We start from the raw sequence: 17,145 nt of genomic DNA, 5'->3' as shown, positions 1-17,145 counted from the left end.
GTCCGATCCCGTGGGGGCGGGACCGGACACACGCGGGCAGCCCGCTCATCCGCCGCCTACGCGGTCGTCCCCTCGCTGTGGGAGGCGCGGATGAGCGGGCCCATCGTGCTCACGCGGTGGCGACGGATGCCTCGATCAGCGACCGTGCCGACACGGTCCGGCGTCGCGCGACCGCGATGACGGTCGCGATGAAGGCGAGCAGGCCCCACACGAGCAGGCCCACGAGCCCCGCGCCGACGCCGGAGGTCGACGTGAGCGCCGAGACCATGGCGTTGTAGGCGGGCGCGGTCGGCAGGAGCGACGCGATCGACGCGATGACGCCCGGCACGGTCGAGACGATGCCGGTCGCGACCGCGAGGGCGCCGACGAGGGCGGCGATCCAGCGTCCCGCACCGCCGAACACCGCGACGAGCGCCTGATTGACGGCCGCGAACGCGACGCCGGCGGCGACGCAGAGGGCCGCGAAGACCGACCACTGGCCCCAGTCGTACGATGCCGCGAGCTGCACGACGCCGGCCACGAGCAGGCCCTGCGCCACGCCGATCCCGGCGGCGGGGAGGAAGGCCCGCAGCGCGAGCAGCGCCGACGGCGCACGTGAGGCGAGCGAGCGCCGCGTGACGGCCTGGAGCGCCACGAAGGTCGCGAGGGCGCCGAACCACAGGGCGGCGGTCGCCAGGAGCGGGACCGCGGATGCCCCGAACAGGCTGGAGCTCGCGCCCTTGGCCGCTACGGGGTCGCTGACGACATCGGCGAGGCTCTTGGCCTGCGCCTCGGTGTAGCTCGGGATCTGCGCGACCGCGGTGTCGAGGCCGCTCGCGAGGGAGTCGGTGCCCGTCGCGAGCTGCGAGACGCCGTCGGCGAGGCTCTGCGATCCCTCGGCGAGCTGCGTGCCGCCGTCGGAGAGCTGCGAGGCACCCGAGGCGAGCTGGCCGGCGCCGCTCGCGGACTGCGTGGTCGCGGTCTGCAGCTTGCCGAGACCCGCCGCGAGCCCGCGTGCGCCGTCGGCTGCCGAGGCGACCCCGGCGCTCGTCTGGTCCATGAGGCTCGTGATGCCCGACGCGGTGGGCGCGGCGTAGCCGTTCGTGTAGCCGGCGCTCGTCGCGGCCGTGACCGCCGCCTGAGCGGCTCCGCCGGCGGAGGTCGCGAGACCCGCGGCGGTGCCGAGCGCCGCCTTCACCTGCGCGCAGTACGCGTCGTCGGCTCCCGATGTCGCGCACGTCGCGTCCAGGGCTCCGAGCGTCTCGGTGAGCGCCTTCGCCGAGAGCGCGACCCCGCCGACGCTCTGCGCGAGCGCCGCCGTCTGGTCGGCGGTCGTCTTCGCGTACGTCGCCGAGGCGTTCGCGGCATCCTTCAGCTGCTGGTTCTGCACGCCGGCTGCCGCCTGATCGAGGCCGTTCGCCAGATCGGTCGCGCCGCCCGCCGCGCCGCCGATGCCCGCCGCGATCTGGTTCAGTCCGCCCGTGAGGGAGGTGGCTCCCGTCGACAGCTGCCCTGCCGCGTCGGCGAGCTTCGTCACGCCGCCCGGCAGCTGCGCAGCGCCGTCGGCGGTCTGGTGCGCGCCGTCGGCGAGCTGCTGGGCGCCGGTCGCCGCCTCGCCCAGCTTGTCGCCGAGCGTCGTGAAGCCGAGGAAGACGTTCTCGAGGTAGACCTGCGACAGCTGCTGCCCCATGAGGCTCGCGGCGGCCTGCGTCACCTGCGCCGTGATCGCGTCGTCGACGACGAGCGAGTCCGGTGGGGTCTTCACCCGGATCGTGGCCTGCTCAGGAGTCTTGCCGGGCTGGGTCGAGGTCGCGGCTGCGGAGAAGTTCTCGGGGATCGTCACGACGGCGTCGTAGGTGCCGTCGGCGAGCCCCGCGGCCGCGTCATCGGCATTCGAGATCGTCCAGGTGAGATTGCTGTCGACCTCGTCCGATCCCTTCACGAGACCGGCGGTCAGCTGGCGCCCGAGCGGGACGGTCTGATCGTTGATCGTGACGGGCTGATCGTCGTTGACGATCGCGGCGTCGATCGCGTTGAGGCGTTCGGCCGGATTGTAGAGCGACGCGACGAGGACGCCGCCGATCACGACGGGGAGGAGCAGCACCCCGATGAGCGTGATCCAGGTGACGGGCTTGCGTGAGCGTGCGCGTTCGAGGGGGAGAGTCATGCCATCACCTGTACAGACGAGAAAGCGGAAGATCGAGTGCGGGTGAGATCGATCACGGGTGCGTGCGGGCGCCCGGCGCCCGCCAAGAGTGCCTGCGCGGCGTCCGCGTCGGTCGCCGAGACGACGACCGTCACGTCGCCGGCGTCGCGCAGCATCCGTGCCGCCTCCTCGCGCTGCCGATCGCCGAAGGCGTCGGCCCCGTCGATCACGACGAGCGACGTCCGGCCGCGCAGTGCGTGGCGCAGCTCGTCGAGCGGGTCGGCGGAGGAGTGCAGGAGCGCGACCCCGGCGTGGGCGCGCACCCAGGCGGCGCGCTCGGGAAGGAGGTGCCCTGCGACGCGCAGGCGGCCACCGGTCGGCGCGAGGCGCCCGGCGATGGCGAGGAGGACGGCGGTGGAGGCGATCGGGTCGCCCGACACGACGAGGGCCTCGCCGGGCTCGACGCTCAGCGACACGTCGGCGACGAGCACGCGACCCTCGTCGGCCACCTCGACGCCGTCCGCGACCACGACCGCCGTGGAGTCCGGTCCCGGCCAGTCGGCGAGGGCCAGCTCGCGCTCGACGGCTTCACCCTCGATGTCGAAGTGGGGGAGGAGGCGCTCGAGCCACCGCGGGAACCACCACGCCTTCTCGCCGAGGAGGGCCATGACGGCCGGCACGAGCGTCATGCGCACGAGGAAGGCGTCGATCGCGATGCCGACGGCCAGCCCCAGGGCGATGGGCTTGATGGCCGTGTCGCCTTCGGGGATGAACGCCGCGAACACGGCGAACATGATGACCGCCGCGGCGGTGACGACCCGCGCGGACGCGGTGAAGCCCGAGCGGATGGCGCCGACGGCCGTCGCGCGATCGTCGGCGCCGCCTTTCGCCCGTCGCGCGTGGACGTAGTCCTCGCGCATGCGCGAGACGAGGAACACCTCGTAGTCCATCGCGAGGCCGAAGAGCACTCCCATGAGGATGATCGGCATGAAGCTGATGACCGGTCCGAGCTTCGCGACGTGCAGCAGGTCGGCCGCGACGCCGTGCTCGAAGACGAGCGCGACGACGCCGAACGCCGCGAGCACCGACAGGAGGTAGCCGAGGGCCGCCTTGATCGGCACCCAGATCGACCGAAAGACGATCATGAGGAGCACGAGCGACAGGCCGACGACGAAGACCCCGAAGGGGAGGAGCGCCGCGCCGAGGCGGTCGGAGATGTCGATCGCGACGGCGGTGAACCCCGTGACCTTCAGGTCGACGCCGTACTCCGCGAGCCACTCGTCGTGGTGGGAGCGGAGCTCGCGCACGAGCTCGGCCGTCCGGGGGTCGTCGGGCGCCGTCGTCGGCACGAGCTGCACGATGCCGGTGTCGGCGGTCTGGTTCGGGGTCGCGAGCGCGACGGTGGCGACCCCGGGCACGTTCTCGACGGCCTTGCCGAGATCTTTCATAAGACCGAGCGGGTCGTTCGACGTGACGATCGTGCCGGTGAGGATGAGGGGGCCGTTGAAGCCGGGGCCGAAGTGCTTCGAGGTGAGGTCGTACGCCTGCCGCGCTTCGCTCGAGGTCGGTTGCATGCCGGCGTTGGGCAGGGCCAGCGTGAGGCTCGCCGCGGGGATCGCGAGGAGCCCGAGTCCCACGGCGACGGCGACGGTCGTGACGATGGGATGCCTCGTGACCCCCGTGACCCAGCGGTCGGCGAATCCGCGGCGCACGCGGGCCGGGGCGGGGGCGGTCTCGGGCGTCGGGGTTGCCGTCGTGACAGGTGTCGCAGAGACCTCGGTGTCCGCGGCGGGGGCGGCCGCGGCATCCGTCATCGCGTGCGCGCGCTCGGCGGCGGCCCCGACGATCACGGGGGCCGGTCGCGAGGTGGCCGGAGTGGCGTCAGGGCGCTCGCGCCGCGCACGACGTCTCCATCCGACGACGCGGCCCTTCGCGAAACCGAGGAGGGCGGGGGTGAGCGTGATCGCGACGGCGACGGCGATCGCGACGGCGACGGATGCCGCGATCCCCATCGTCGTGAGGAACGGGATGTTGGCGAACGACAGCCCGATGAGTGCGATGAGCACCGTGACGCCGGCGAAGACGACGGCCGACCCGGCGGTGCCCGTCGCGCGCGCCGCGGACTCCTCCGGATCGACGCCCGCGCGCACCTGGTCCTGATGCCGGGCGACGATGAACAGGGCGTAGTCGATGCCGACCGCCAACCCCAGCATGATCGCCAGGAGCGGCGTCGTCGACGAGATCGTCGCGAAGGCCGTCGCGACGAGGATGAGCGAGATCGCCAGCGCGACGCCGATGAGGGCGCTCACGAGCGGGAACCACGCGATCGCGAACGAGCGGAACGTCACGATGAGCACGAACAGCGCGATCAGCACGCCGACGGCTTCGATGATCGAGATCGTGGGGATCGACTGGGAGAAGAGGTCACCCCCGATCGCGACCTGCGACGCGGCGGGAAGGGCCTTCTCGAGGTCGGCGCTGATCTCGTGCAGCTGGTCTTTCGTCGCGGGCGAGACGTCGGTGGCCTGCCCGTCGAACTGCAGGCGGATGATGGCGGCGCTGTCGTCGTCCGAGACGAGCCCCGACACCGTCTCGTCGAACGGGTCGGTGACGGCGAGGATGCCGTCGAGGTCTTCGAGCCGCGTGATCGTGTCGGAGATCTCGGTCGCGTAGGGCTCCTGGTCGATCTTGTCGCCGTCGGCGGCGACGACGACGAGCTGGGCGCTCGTGCCGCTGGCCTGCGGGAAGGAGCGGCTCAGCTGCTCGAGGCCCGCCTGCGCCTCGGTGCCGGGGATCGTGAAGGCGTTGTCGGTGCCCTGCATGAACAGGCCCGCGCTGCCGCCCGCGATCCCGAGCAGCAGCAGCCAGGTGACCAGGACGCGCCAGGGGTGGCGATACGTCCAGCGGCCGAGCGCGTAGAGAAGTGTGGACACGGACCCTCCGGGTGGATTTCGCTGTCCGCGGGGGCTCAGTGCGAGCGACGCGCGGTTCGTCCGATACGTCGCTGTATCCGATACATAGATGTATCGTAAAGTCGGCGCGGGTCGCAAGGCTGAACGCCAGGTGTGAAAATCGAGGCGAGGGCGAAGGAGAGACGTGAGCGATTCCGTGACGACACGTCGCCGCGACGCGACCAGGCAGCGGCTGCTGGATGCCGCGGCCGAGGTCTTCGCCGAGGTCGGGCTGGACGCGGCATCCGTCGAAGCCGTCTGCGAACGCGCGGGATTCACGCGCGGCGCGTTCTATTCGAACTTCGAGTCCAAGGACGAGCTGTTCCTCGAGCTCGCGCGCCGGGTCACGGGGGAGCGCCTCGTCGCGGTGCAGGAGCGCGTGGCCGAGCTCGAGGCCGAGGGGACGCTCGAGGTCAGCGCCGACAGTGCGCTGGAGATCGTGCAGCGCGTGCTCGACATCGCGGGCGACGATCGGCTGGGCGTGCTGCTGCTGAGCGAGATCCGCATCCGGGCGCTGCGCGACCCGCAGCTCGCGCAGGCCTACCTCGCGTGGGACGACGAGCTCTTGCGCAGCGTCACGCAGATCGTCGCCGACATCGAGCGCGCCAAGGGGCTGCGTCTGCGCGTCACGGCCGCCGAGGCGGCGCGCATGCTCGTCACGATCTGGGACAGCTCGACGGTGCGCGGCACGATGGCCGGCATCGACTACGACGAGATCTGCCGCCGCACGAACGAAGACATCGCGCGCGCCGCGACGCTCGTGCTCGACCTCCCCTGACGTCCAGCGTTCGGTCCCGGCGGGGTCCGTCCCGGCGGGGCGCTCGGCGGCGCGTGCCCGGCACTCGCCCTGCGGCGCGTCAGCCCTGCAGCAGGGCGTGGCAGCGGGTGAGGCGCGCGAGCCACCGGTCGCGCTGTTCGACGGATGCCGCGTGCTCGTCGAGGAGCGCCGCGTCGGGGGTCACGCGGCCGACTGTCAGCACTCCGCCCTTCGGGGTGAGGGCCGGCGCGCACACGTCGGCTGTGAACAGCGAGGCCGTCCCGAGGCCGCAGTCGTACTCCAGTGCGGGAAGGGCCGCGGCCAGCGTCACTCCCATCGCCAGGCCGACCGACGTGTCGAGGGCGCTCGAGACGACGGCCGGGAGCCCGGCGCGCGCGACGATCTCGAGCGCTCGCCGCACCCCGCCGAGCGGCTGGACCTTGACGACGAGCAGGTCGGCGGCCCCCGCGCGGGCGACGGCGAGCGGATCCTCGGCCTTGCGCACGCTCTCGTCGGCCGCGATCGGCACGTCCATGTAGCCGACGCGCCGCCGGAGCTCCCCGAGCTCGTCCACCGTCGCGCACGGCTGCTCGACGTATTCGAGGTCGAACTCGGCGAGGGCGTGAATGGCGTGCTCGGCCTCGTCGAGGTTCCATGCGCCGTTCGCGTCGATGCGCACGCGCCCTTCCGGTCCCATGGCCTCGCGGACGGCGCGCACCCGCGCGATGTCGTCGGCGAGCGTCTGCCCGCGCTCGGCGACCTTGACCTTGGCGGTCCGGCATCCGTCGTAGCGCGCGAGGACCTCGGGGACGGATGCCGCGGCCACCGCCGGCACGGTGGCGTTGACGTGGATCTCGTTGCGCACGGGGGCGGGCTGCGGCATCCATCCGTAGTCGATCGCCGCCGCGAGCCACGTCGACGCCTCCGCGTCGTCGTACTCGGCGAACGGCGAGAACTCCGTCCAGCCCTCCGGTCCTTCGAAGAGCACCGCCTCGCGCACGTCGACCCCGCGGAACCGTGTCGCGAGCGGCAGGGCGACGACGCGCGCCGACGCGAGGATCTCGGCGAGCGGGGGGATGGCGGGGGCGTCGGTCACGCGCCCATCCTGCCACCGGCGCATCGACGTCTGCGCGTCTCGCGCCGCGCAGCCCGCTCCCCGGTCGTCGAACGAGCGCAGCGAGACGAGATGCGCCGTATCGGCGAATAACAATGTGTGGTTGCCTATAGTGTGTAACACACAGTAAGGTGTGACGCATGACCGAGACCGAAGCCCTCGAGACCCACCTGCAGGAGCTGCGGCGCGGCACCGTCGTGCTCGCCTGCCTGCGGCTGCTCACCGAGCCCGGCTACGGCTACGGCCTGCTCGAAGAGCTCGAGTCGCGCGGCTTCGACACCGACGCGAACACGCTCTACCCCCTGCTCCGCCGCCTCGAGAAGCAGGGCCACCTCGTGAGCGAGTGGAACACCGACGAGGCCCGGCCGCGCAAGTTCTATCGCACGAGCGTCGCGGGCGACCGTCTCGCAGCCGCCCTCACCGCCGATTTCCGCGCCATCTCCGCCGCCATCGCGGCCCTCCCCGAGAAGGACTGATCATGAACGCCACCCTCACCGACCGCTACGTCGACGCCGCCATGCGCAGCGTCCCCGAGAAGCAGCGCGACGACCTCTCGGCCGAGCTGCGCGCCTCGATCGACGACCAGATCGACGCGCGCGTCGACGCGGGCGAGCGGCACGAGGCCGCCGAGCGCGCCGTGCTCACCGAGCTCGGTGATCCCGACAAGCTCGCCGCCGGCTATCTCGAGCGGCCGCTGTGGCTCGTGGGTCCCCGGTACTACCTCGACTGGTGGCGCCTGCTGAAGCTCCTCTGGGCGATCGTGCCCGCCTGCGCGGCGTTCGGCGTCGCGCTGGGGGAGACCCTGGCCGGGGCGCCGCTCGGCGCGATCATCGGCTCGACCATCGGGGTCGTCGTCTCGGTCATCGTGCACGTCGCGTTCTGGGTCACGATCGTCTTCGTCATCCTCGAGCGCACGGGGCACGAGACGATGGATCAGAGTGCATGGACGCCCGACAGGCTCCCCGAGCCGAAGGCATCAGGGGCGAAGCTCAGCGACCTCGTGGCGACCCTCGTGTTCCTCGCCATCGGCGCGGGCTTCGTGCTGTGGGACCACTTCATCGGCTGGCCGGTCGGCGACGGCCGCACGACGTCGTTCCTCGATCCGGGGCTGTGGCCGTGGTGGATCACCGGGCTCTTCGTGCTCATGGCCGCCGAGGCCGCGCTCGCGGTCACGGTCTACGCGCGGGGTCGCTGGACGACGGGCCTGGCCTACCTCAACCTCGTCCTCGACGTCGCGATCGCGCTGCCCGCGCTCTGGCTCATCTCGCAGGGCCTCTTCCTCAACCCGGAGCTGCTGCCGACCGTCGATCCCGACGACGGAGCCCAGGTCACCGGCATCCTGAATGTCATCCTCGGTTTCGTCTTCGCGGGCATCGCCGTGTGGGATTCCATCGATGCGTTCCTGAAGGCGCACCGGGCGCGCTGAGGCGGACGGACGAGACGGATGCCGCGACCCCGCGTCGCGGCATCCGTCTGGTTCTAGGCTGGCGACATGCTCCTCGACACGCCCGTCCGACTCGGCGTGCAGCTTCAGCCCCAGCATGTGTCGTACGCGCAGCTGCGCGACGCCGTTCTTCGGCTCGAAGACGCCGGCGTCGACATTCTGTTCAACTGGGACCATTTCTTCCCGCTCTCCGGCGATCCCGACGGCCTTCACTTCGAGTCGTGGACGATGCTCGGCGCCTGGGCGGAGCAGACCGAGCGCGTCGAATTCGGGGCCCTCGTCAACTGCAACAGCTACCGGAACCCCGATCTGCAGGCTGACATGGCCCGGACGATCGACCACATCTCGGCGAAGGGCGGCGACACGGGCCGCTTCATCTTCGGCACGGGAGCGGGCTGGTTCCAGCGCGATTACGAGGAGTACGGCTACGACTTCGGCACTCCCGGCTCGCGGCTGCGCGACCTCTCGAAGGGGCTCGAGCGCATCACGAAGCGGTGGGACGAGCTGAATCCTCCGCCGACGCGCCGCATCCCGATCCTCATCGGCGGCAGCGGCGAGCAGAAGACGCTGCGCCTCGTCGCACGATACGCCGACATCTGGCACAGCTTCGTCGCCCCCGACCACCTCGCGCACAAGGTCGCCGTCATCGAGCGGTGGGGCGAGGAGGACGGGCACGACACGTCGGGCATCGTCATGTCGAACGAACTCGGACGGCACGACACCGCGGCCGCCGACGCGCTGTTCGACGCGGGGGTGCGGCTCTTCACGATCGGCTTCCGCGGCCCGGACTACGACTATGACCTGATCACGCGCTGGCTGGCCTGGCGCGACGCGAAGAACGGCACGGCATGAGCATCTCGGAACTCTTCGACCCCGAGCAGTGGAACCCGGCGCCCGGCGCCGACGCGTACACCGACATCACGGCGCATGTGTCCAACGACGGCCGCATCGCGCGCATCGCGTTCGACCGGCCGGAGGTGCGAAACGCATTCCGTCCGCACACGGTCGACGAGCTGTACCGCGCCCTCGACACGGCCCGGCAGGATCCGCGGATCGGCGTCGTGCTGCTGACCGGCAACGGCCCCAGCCCCAAAGACGGCGGCTGGGCGTTCTGCTCGGGCGGCGACCAGCGCATCCGTGGCCGCGACGGCTACAAGTACTCCGACGACGAAGCTGCGGTGCCGGCCGAGGCGCAGGCCCGGGCGGGGCGCCTGCACATCCTCGAAGTGCAGCGGCTCATCCGGTTCATGCCCAAGGTCGTCATCGCGGTCGTCCCCGGGTGGGCGGCCGGGGGAGGCCACTCGCTGCACGTCGTCTGCGACCTCACGATCGCGAGCGCCGAGCACGGGCGCTTCAAGCAGACCGACGCCGACGTCGGGTCGTTCGACGCGGGTTACGGCTCGGCGTACTTCGCGCGGCAGATCGGGCAGAAGTTCGCGCGCGAGGTGTTCTTCCTCGCCGAGGAGTACTCGGCCCAGCGTGCCCATGAGATGGGCGCCGTCAACCGCGTCGTGCCCCATGCCGAGCTCGAGACCGAGGCGATCGCCATGGCGCGGACGATCCTCACCAAGTCGCCCACCGCCATCCGCATGCTGAAGTTCGCCTTCAACGCCGTCGATGACGGCCTCGTCGGGCAGCAGGTGTTCGCCGGCGAGGCGACGCGCCTGGCCTACGGCACCGACGAGGCGGTCGAGGGTCGTGACGCGTTCCTGCAGAAGCGCGACCCCGACTGGACGCCCTACCCCTGGCAGTACTGACCGTGCCCTCCCCCCTGCCTTCCCCTTCGCCGTCACCGGCACCTCTGCCCTCCTCCGCTCCCGCGCCCTCCTCCGCTCCCGCGCCCCTGCCGTCGCCGTCGCCCGTGCCTTCCTCCACTCCCGCGCCCTCCTCCGCGCCTTCGCGTGTACCTAACGCAGGACCGTCGCGCGGGCTCGGGGTGCGCGCCCGCGGAATTCCGCGGCCCGGCGCGCCGGCGGGGCGCGTTCGTCCTGAGTTCGGCCCGCGGTCGGGTGTTGAACCGGCGGTAGCGGCGGAGTTCGGCCGCAGCCGCGGCACCCCCTTGTGGGCAGTCCTGACCGTGCCGCGTCCCGTGTCCTCACCCTCGCCGGTGCCCTCGTCGTCACCCGTGCCCTCCTCCGCGCCTTCGCGTGTACCTAACGCAGGACGGGCGCGCGGGCTGCGGGTGCGCACCCGCGGAATTCCGCGGGTGCGCGCACAGGCGGGGCGCGTTCGTCCTGAGTTCGGCACGGGGTCGGGGGTAGAACGGCTGTGTCGGCCCGACGCCGTGCCCGTCAGCGGGCCCGGCCCCGCCGCCGCTGCCGGGAGGGCGCGCCGATGAGGCTCGAACCCGTCATCGGCGACGACCCGCGCGAGATCCTGCGCGGGCTCCGCTCCGCGATCCACGGCGCCGGGCCCGCCCTCGGCCTCGGCATGGTGCGGGCGATGCCCGAGGCCGTCCGGGCGGGCACGGCGGTCGTCGTCACGACCTCGGGCTCGACCGGCGTGCCCAAGAGCGTCATTCTCAGCCGCGACGCCCTCACCGCCAGCGCCCTCGCGACGGCCGACCGCATCGGCGAAGGCGCGTGGCTGCTCGCCCTCCCCGCGAGCTACGTCGCGGGGCTCCAGGTTCTCGTGCGCGCCATCGTCGCCGACCGCGAGCCGGCGATCCTGAGCGGCTCGTTCACGCCGCAGGCCTTCGCCGCCGCGGCCCTCACGATGGCCTCGAGCGAGGGTGGCATCCGCGTCCCGACCTACACGTCGCTCGTCCCGGCGCAGCTCTCGCGCCTCCTCGACGCCGCCGCCGACGACCCGACGGTCGGCACGGCCGTGCGCTCCTTCCAGGCGATCCTCGTCGGCGGGCAGGCGCTGCCGCCGGTCATCCTCGAGCGCGCCGAGGCCCTCGGCGCCCACATCGTGCGCACCTACGGCTCGACCGAGACGAGCGGCGGCTGCGTCTACGACGGCCGCCCCCTCCGCGGCGTCAGCGCGCGGATCGTCGAGGGCGAGGTGCAACTGTCGGGCCCGACGCTCGCCGACGGCTACCTCGGTGAGCCCGAGATGACGGATGCCGTGTTCCCCGTCGACCCCGACGGCCGGCGCTGGTACCGCACCGGAGATGCGGGGCTCATCGAGGACGGCGTCCTGCGCGTGCGCGGCCGCATCGACAACGTCATCGTCTCGGGCGGGATCAACGTCTCGCTCGACCGCGTCGAGCGCATCGTCCGATCGGTGCCGGGCCTTTCCGGCGCGGTCGTCATCGGCGTGCCCGACGACAAGTGGGGCGAGGCATCCGTCGTCGTCGCCTCACGCGGCGAGGCCCTGCGCCGCAGCGAATCCGTGCAGCTCGAGGAGGCGCGCGCCGCCGTCGCCGCCGAGATCGGCACGCACGCCCGCCCGGCCCGCCTCGTGCTCGTCGACGCGCTCGCGACCCTCCCCTCGGGCAAGCCCGACCGAGAGGCGATCCGCCGCGCCATCACGGCGCTGCACTGACGCCTCAGTCGTCGCGGCCGGGATCGTCCGCGCGGTCCGAGACATCGACGACGCAGAACCGGTTGCCCTCGGTGTCTTCGAGCACGATCCAGTCGGCGCCCTCGGGGTAGCCGTGCCAGTCGACCTCGCGTGCTCCGAGCGCGAGCAGCCGCTCGATCTCTGCGGCCTGATCGTCGGCGTACAGGTCGAGGTGCATGCGCGGCGGGTGATGCTGCGGATACCCCGTCACCGACAGCGCGATGCTCGCCCCCGGCGCGCTCCAGTGCGCCTTGTCGGGCGGGTCGAGCACGACCCAGTCCTCCGACGGCTCCCGTCGGTTCACGTAGCCCAGCGCCGCGCGCCAGAACGCGCCCGCGCGGTCGATGTCCTCCACCGTCAGCACGACGGTGCCGATGCTCAACATGCCGACATCATGACGGGGGACGGATGCCGCGGCCACCCCTTGCGCGATGCGCGGCGCTGAGGCATCCGCCGTCTCATGAGCGCGGCCTCTATGATTTCCCCTCGTGGCAGGCACACCGAGCAAGAACCGCAAGCGTCCGAGCCCGAAGAAGCAGGCTCCGCGCGGCAATCCCCAGAAACCCCGCGAACCCGGCGACCCTCGGCGCGTCGAGAAGGCGACCCTCGGCGACTGGATCGGGGGAGCGCGGCTGCGCACGCTCCCGCTCGCCGTCACGCCCGTGCTCATCGGGACGGGTGCCGCTCACCTCGTCGACGTGCAGTTCCACTGGGTCATGGCCCTCTTCTGCCTCCTCGTCTCGGTGGCCCTGCAGATCGGGGTCAACTACGCCAACGACTACAGCGACGGCATCCGCGGCACCGACGACCACCGCGTGGGGCCCGCCCGGCTGACGGGATCCGGCAAGGCGCGGCCGCGCACGGTGCTGATCGTGGCGCTCGCGTTCTTCGCGATCGCGGGGCTCGCCGGGCTCGCGCTCGTCATCCGCTCGGGGCAGTACTGGCTGCTCGCGGTCGGCGCCGTCGCGATCCTCGCGGCGTGGTTCTACACCGGAGGCAAGCGGCCGTACGGCTACTACGGCCTCGGCGAGCTCTTCGTCTTCGTGTTCTTCGGCCTCGTCGCCACCGTCGGCACGACCTTCGTGCAGGCGCTCTCGGTGCCGCAGGAGGCGTGGTTCGGCGGTGTCGCCGCGGGCCTTCTCGCGTGCGCCGTGCTGCTGGCGAACAACCTCCGCGACATCGACCAGGACCGCACCGCCGGCAAGCGCACGCTCACGGTGCTGATCGGCCGGCGCGCGACGCAGTGGCTCTTCTCGGTCTTCGTGGTCGTGCCGTTCCTCATCGCGGCTCTGCTCGCGCTGTTCTACCCGATCGCGTGGCTGACGCTCCTGGCGCTCCTCGCGGCCGCGCCGGCGATCCTCATCGTCTGGACCTACCGTGTGCCGAAGGAGCTCCTCGTCGCCCTCGCGCTGACGTCGCTGACCTCGATCGCGTACGGCGCGTTCCTGTTCTGGGCGTTCATCGGCTGAACGGTCGCGCCGTTTCAGGCCGTCGGCTGGGAACCGCTCGAGGCCGGCGGCTCCGGACGACCGCGCATAACGGGCGAGCCGGTTCGGGCCGGCAGAACGTCAGGACGCGTCGCGGTGAGAGGGGTTCGCGGCGTCGGCCGCGGCATCCTCGATCTGCTCGTCCTTCACCGACTCGCTCACGCGCGCGCGTTCGCGGCGCTCGGCGAGCCCCGAGCTGACGTCGTCGAGGGGGCGGCGCAGGAACAGCAGCGAGAGGCTCAGGCCGATGAGCGCCGCGAAGATCGCCGCGAGCCAGTAGAGCTCGCGGAAGACCGGGAACAGCATCAGGATGCCGAACGGCACGAGGAATGCGAGGAGGCGCAGCACCGTATAGAGGATCGCGGAGCGGGCTTTCACCACATCATCGTAGTTCGGCCTCACCCCGGCCGATCACCGTTTCGTCACGCCCAGCCCATCCCCAGTGCACACGCCTAGGATGGAGGCGTGGTGCGCGGATTGCTGATTCTGGCACTGGTGGCGACCGCGTTCTGGGTCTTCACCATCGTCGACTGCGCCGTCCAGCCGCCTATCCGCCACCGCGGCGTGAGCAAGCCCGTCTGGGTGCTCATCGTGGTGCTGCTGCCGGTGCTCGGCGGCATCCTCTGGCTCGTGGTCGGACGCGTCCGCGCGAGCAGTGTCGCGGCCCGCGGGGCCCCCGACGACGACCCCGAGTTCCTCGAGCGCATCGGCACCGTCAGCGATCAGGACGAGCGCATCCGCCGCCTCGAAGAGGAGCTCGCACTCCTCGACGCCGAAGACGACGATCCCAAGTGGACCCGTCCGGCTCCTCCCGCCCCTCCCGCCGCCGGGTCGGCCGCCGCCGCCGCGCCGACCGAGCCGCCCGTGCCGGGCGGGCCGACCGGCCGGGGAACGGCGCCCGACGACGACGACACCCGCGGTCAGCGCGGGACCGTCGGCTGACGTGGATCCCGAGTCCGAGGGCGACCGCGTCGCCGCGACCGACGGCGAGCCCCCGCACGATCCGCGCCGGATCGCCTCTCCGGCGACGGATGCCGCGGCCGCCCTCCTCGGTGCGCTCGTCGAGCAGGGGGTGCGCCACGTCGTGTTGAGCCCCGGGTCGCGCTCGCAGGCGCTGGCGCTCGTGGCGGCCGAACTCGAGAGCCGCGGAGTGCTCATGCTGCACGTGCGGCTGGACGAGCGGGTCGCGGGCTTCACGGCCCTCGGCATCGGACGAGAGACGCGGATGCCGGCGGTCGTCGTGTGCACGTCGGGCACCGCCGCGGCGAACCTGCTCCCCGCCGCCCTCGAGGCGCACCACGCCGGGGTGCCGCTCCTCCTCCTCACGGCCGACCGTCCGCCGGAGCTCCGCGGCGTCGGAGCGAACCAGACGACGCGCCAGCCCGGCATGTTCGCGCCGAGCGTGCGCTGGGAGGCCGACCTCCCCGTTCCCGAAGAGACCGACGCCGAGGGGGCCGCCGAGCAGAGCCTCATGCTGCGCGAAGTGGCAGTCCAGGCCGTCGCCGCCGCGCTCGGCGAGGGCACCCGGTCGTCCGGTCCCGTGCACCTGAACCTCCCGTTCCGTGAGCCGCTCGCCGGTGTGCTGCCGTCGTGGCTCGCGGTCCCGGTGGCCGAGCTGACCGTCGAGCAGACCCCGGATCCGGATGCCGCGCCCGTCGAGGCAGAGCCGATCGACGATCCGTCGGGCGCGCTGTATCAGGGCGGCGGCGGCATCGGCGAGTCCGATCTGCCCATCGAGCCCGAGGGTCGTCCCCACGTGCTGCCGCGCGGACCCCGCACCGTCGTGCTCGCCGGTGCCGACGCCGGGCCCTCGGCGGAGGCCCTCGCCCACGCCGGCGGCTGGCCCCTCATCGCCGAGATCGTCAGCGGCGCGCGCTTCGGCCGGTACCTCGTGCACGGCTACCGCGAGCTCCTTGCGGCGCCCGAGCTCGGCGGCCGCATCGAGCGGGTCGTCGTCCTCGGGCATCCGACCCTCAGCCGCGAGACGGCGGCCCTCCTCTCCGACCCCGAGGTCGAGATCTTCGCTCTTCGCGGTCCGGGCGAGCCGCTCAACCTCAACGGTGCGACGACGCCCCTCGACGCGGTCGCGGTCGCCGTGGGGGAGGCCGATCGCGAGTGGCTCGGAGCGTGGATGCGCGCTTCGCGCGAGGCATCCGTCGACCTCTCGCCCGCCGCCCCCGACGCCGACGCCCTCGCGTCCGCGATCCCGAGCGAGCGCCTCGGCGCCATCGCGGCCGAGCTCGAAGCCATCCGCGCGCCGCTGGACCGCGCGACGCTCGTCGACGCGGTGTGGCGCGCCACCTGGCCGCACGACCGCCTCATGTTCGGCTCATCGCGCCTGGTCCGCGTCGCCGACGCGGTGCTCGGCGGCAAGAAGGTGCCCGTCCACGCCAATCGGGGCCTCGCAGGGATCGACGGCACGATCGCCACGGCGTCGGGCATCGCCCTGGCGAGCCAAGCGGGCGGGCGGCCCGGCGTCACGCGCGTGCTGCTGGGCGACCTCGCCTTCCTGCACGACGTGGGGGCGCTCCTTCTCGCTCCGGGCGAGCGCGAGCCGCGGCTGCAGGTCATCGTCGGAAACGACGGCGGCGGCACGATCTTCGACGGCCTCGAGGTGGCCCGGGTCGCCTCGCACGAGGCGATGGACCGCGTGCTGTACACGCCGCACGGCGTGCGGCTCGAAGAGCTCGCGCGAGCGTACGGATGGGAGTACGCGCGGGTCTCGACGCGTGCCGAACTCGACCAGACGCTCACCTCTCCCGTGGCCGGTCGTCAGATCGTCGAAGTGCCGCTCCCGCGCTGAGGCGCGGCATCCTGCACCCGAGAAGTCACGCCGCGCAAGCTCTCGTGCCGCGGGGGGATCTTCGGCCAAGATGAACGCATGACGGCCAAGAGTCAGAAGAACTGGACGGGCGACCCTTCCGAGCTCCTCCGCGTCGGCGAGGGCTTCCGGCTCGCCGACATCGACCCGTCCTCGACGCCGGGGTATGACGGCGACAAGAAGGACGGGCAGGACGACCTCGAGTCCGGCGCGGACGAGCTCGACGAGTATCAGGAGCGCCTCTACGCCGAGAGCCGGTCGGAGGCGACGAATGCCTCGGTGCTCCTCGTGCTGCAGGCGATGGACTCGGCGGGAAAGGGCGGGATCATCCGTCATGTCGTCGGCTCCGTCGATCCGCAGGGCATCTCGCTCACGGCCTTCAAGAAACCGACGAAGACGGAGCTCGCCCACGACTTCCTCTGGCGGATCGAGAAGAAGCTCCCCGAGCCGGGCTACATCGGGGTGTTCGACCGGTCTCACTACGAGGACGTGCTCATCGGGCGGGTGCGAAGCCTCGCCGAGCCTGAGGAGATCGAACGCCGCTACGCCGCGATCAACGAGTTCGAGAAGCGGATCTCCGACCAGGGCACGCGCATCGTGAAGGTCATGCTGCACATCTCGAACGAGGAGCAGCGCGAGCGGCTCATGGAGCGCCTCGATCGCCCCGACAAGCACTGGAAGTACAACCCCGGCGACGTCGACGAGCGACTGCTGTGGCCCAAGTACATGGATGCCTATCAGGTTGTGTTCGAGCGGACGTCGACGCCGTGGGCACCCTGGTACGTCGTGCCGGCGAACAGCAAGTGGTACGCGCGCATCGCCGTTCAGGCGCTGCTCCTCGATGCGCTCGAGCGCATCGATCCGCGGTGGCCGGCCGCGACCTACGACGTCGAGGCCGAGAAGGCCCGGCTCGCCGCGAGCTGACCCCGCCCGCTCATC

15 protein-coding genes are annotated in these 17,145 nt (G+C 72.1%); 10 read left to right on the top strand and 5 right to left on the bottom strand.

Features of this window, described 5'->3' with window-relative positions; translation table 11 throughout:
• Positions 1-109: 109 nt before the first annotated feature.
• A complete protein-coding gene (locus tag ACSBPH_RS06835; protein WP_442576837.1) occupies positions 110-2,146 on the bottom strand; it encodes a YhgE/Pip domain-containing protein in 2,037 nt (678 codons plus the stop codon).
• On the bottom strand, positions 2,143-5,058 hold the full coding sequence (locus ACSBPH_RS06830; protein WP_442576836.1) for an MMPL family transporter: 2,916 nt from the start codon (positions 5,056-5,058) through the stop codon (positions 2,143-2,145). Before ACSBPH_RS06830 ends, ACSBPH_RS06835 begins: the two co-directional genes overlap by 4 nt.
• A 163-nt stretch (positions 5,059-5,221) precedes the next feature.
• On the opposite strand from ACSBPH_RS06830, the gene ACSBPH_RS06825 reads away from it, so the two are divergent.
• Positions 5,222-5,854: a TetR family transcriptional regulator gene (locus ACSBPH_RS06825; protein WP_442576835.1), complete on the top strand. Its 633-nt coding sequence runs from the start codon at positions 5,222-5,224 to the stop codon at positions 5,852-5,854.
• Between the two features lie 79 nt (positions 5,855-5,933).
• Here the strand turns inward: ACSBPH_RS06825 and ACSBPH_RS06820 are convergent, their stop codons facing one another.
• On the bottom strand, positions 5,934-6,953 hold the full coding sequence (locus ACSBPH_RS06820) for an o-succinylbenzoate synthase (protein ID WP_442577257.1): 1,020 nt from the start codon (positions 6,951-6,953) through the stop codon (positions 5,934-5,936).
• Between the two features lie 134 nt (positions 6,954-7,087).
• On the opposite strand from ACSBPH_RS06820, the gene ACSBPH_RS06815 reads away from it, so the two are divergent.
• The 5 genes from ACSBPH_RS06815 to ACSBPH_RS06795 all read left to right on the top strand — a co-directional run bounded on the left by ACSBPH_RS06815 (position 7,088) and on the right by ACSBPH_RS06795 (position 11,880).
• Positions 7,088-7,423: a PadR family transcriptional regulator gene (locus ACSBPH_RS06815; RefSeq protein WP_442576834.1), complete on the top strand. Its 336-nt coding sequence runs from the start codon at positions 7,088-7,090 to the stop codon at positions 7,421-7,423.
• A 2-nt stretch (positions 7,424-7,425) separates the two neighbouring features.
• Positions 7,426-8,373: a permease prefix domain 1-containing protein gene (locus ACSBPH_RS06810; protein WP_442576833.1), complete on the top strand. Its 948-nt coding sequence runs from the start codon at positions 7,426-7,428 to the stop codon at positions 8,371-8,373.
• A gap of 66 nt (positions 8,374-8,439) precedes the next feature.
• Positions 8,440-9,243 carry an LLM class F420-dependent oxidoreductase gene (locus tag ACSBPH_RS06805; RefSeq protein WP_442576832.1) on the top strand — a complete coding sequence of 268 codons (804 nt, stop codon included), beginning with the start codon at positions 8,440-8,442 and terminating at the stop codon, positions 9,241-9,243.
• Entirely contained in the window at positions 9,240-10,148 is a 909-nt protein-coding gene (locus ACSBPH_RS06800; protein ID WP_442576831.1) for a 1,4-dihydroxy-2-naphthoyl-CoA synthase, read from the top strand. Before ACSBPH_RS06805 ends, ACSBPH_RS06800 begins: the two co-directional genes overlap by 4 nt.
• Before the next feature lie 577 nt (positions 10,149-10,725).
• Positions 10,726-11,880, top strand: coding sequence for an AMP-binding protein (locus ACSBPH_RS06795; protein ID WP_442576830.1), 1,155 nt, complete (start codon positions 10,726-10,728; stop codon positions 11,878-11,880).
• Positions 11,881-11,884: 4 nt separating this feature from the next.
• Here ACSBPH_RS06795 and ACSBPH_RS06790 read toward each other — a convergent pair whose 3' ends face one another.
• Positions 11,885-12,283 (bottom strand): VOC family protein, encoded by a 399-nt coding sequence (locus tag ACSBPH_RS06790; RefSeq protein WP_442576829.1) that lies wholly within the window; start codon positions 12,281-12,283, stop codon positions 11,885-11,887.
• Positions 12,284-12,386: 103 nt separating this feature from the next.
• Between ACSBPH_RS06790 and ACSBPH_RS06785 the strand changes: the two genes are divergently transcribed.
• On the top strand, positions 12,387-13,367 hold the full coding sequence (locus tag ACSBPH_RS06785) for a 1,4-dihydroxy-2-naphthoate polyprenyltransferase (protein ID WP_442576828.1): 981 nt from the start codon (positions 12,387-12,389) through the stop codon (positions 13,365-13,367).
• A 99-nt stretch (positions 13,368-13,466) separates the two neighbouring features.
• Here ACSBPH_RS06785 and ACSBPH_RS06780 read toward each other — a convergent pair whose 3' ends face one another.
• On the bottom strand, positions 13,467-13,763 hold the full coding sequence (locus ACSBPH_RS06780; protein ID WP_442576827.1) for a DUF4229 domain-containing protein: 297 nt from the start codon (positions 13,761-13,763) through the stop codon (positions 13,467-13,469).
• An 87-nt stretch (positions 13,764-13,850) separates the two neighbouring features.
• On the opposite strand from ACSBPH_RS06780, the gene ACSBPH_RS06775 reads away from it, so the two are divergent.
• From ACSBPH_RS06775 to ACSBPH_RS06765, 3 genes are all read left to right on the top strand, one after another.
• A complete protein-coding gene (locus ACSBPH_RS06775; protein WP_442576826.1) occupies positions 13,851-14,327 on the top strand; it encodes a PLDc N-terminal domain-containing protein in 477 nt (158 codons plus the stop codon).
• A 70-nt stretch (positions 14,328-14,397) separates the two neighbouring features.
• Positions 14,398-16,188, top strand: coding sequence for a 2-succinyl-5-enolpyruvyl-6-hydroxy-3-cyclohexene-1-carboxylic-acid synthase (gene menD / locus ACSBPH_RS06770; RefSeq protein WP_442577256.1), 1,791 nt, complete (start codon positions 14,398-14,400; stop codon positions 16,186-16,188).
• A 78-nt stretch (positions 16,189-16,266) separates the two neighbouring features.
• Positions 16,267-17,130, top strand: coding sequence for a PPK2 family polyphosphate kinase (locus tag ACSBPH_RS06765; RefSeq protein WP_442576825.1), 864 nt, complete (start codon positions 16,267-16,269; stop codon positions 17,128-17,130).
• The last annotated feature ends 15 nt before the right edge of the window (positions 17,131-17,145 follow it).

It is taken from the genome of Microbacterium sp. F51-2R (assembly GCF_052180235.1).
Taxonomy (GTDB): Bacteria; Actinomycetota; Actinomycetes; order Actinomycetales; family Microbacteriaceae; genus Microbacterium.
This window is presented reverse-complemented; position numbering and strand designations above follow the sequence as displayed.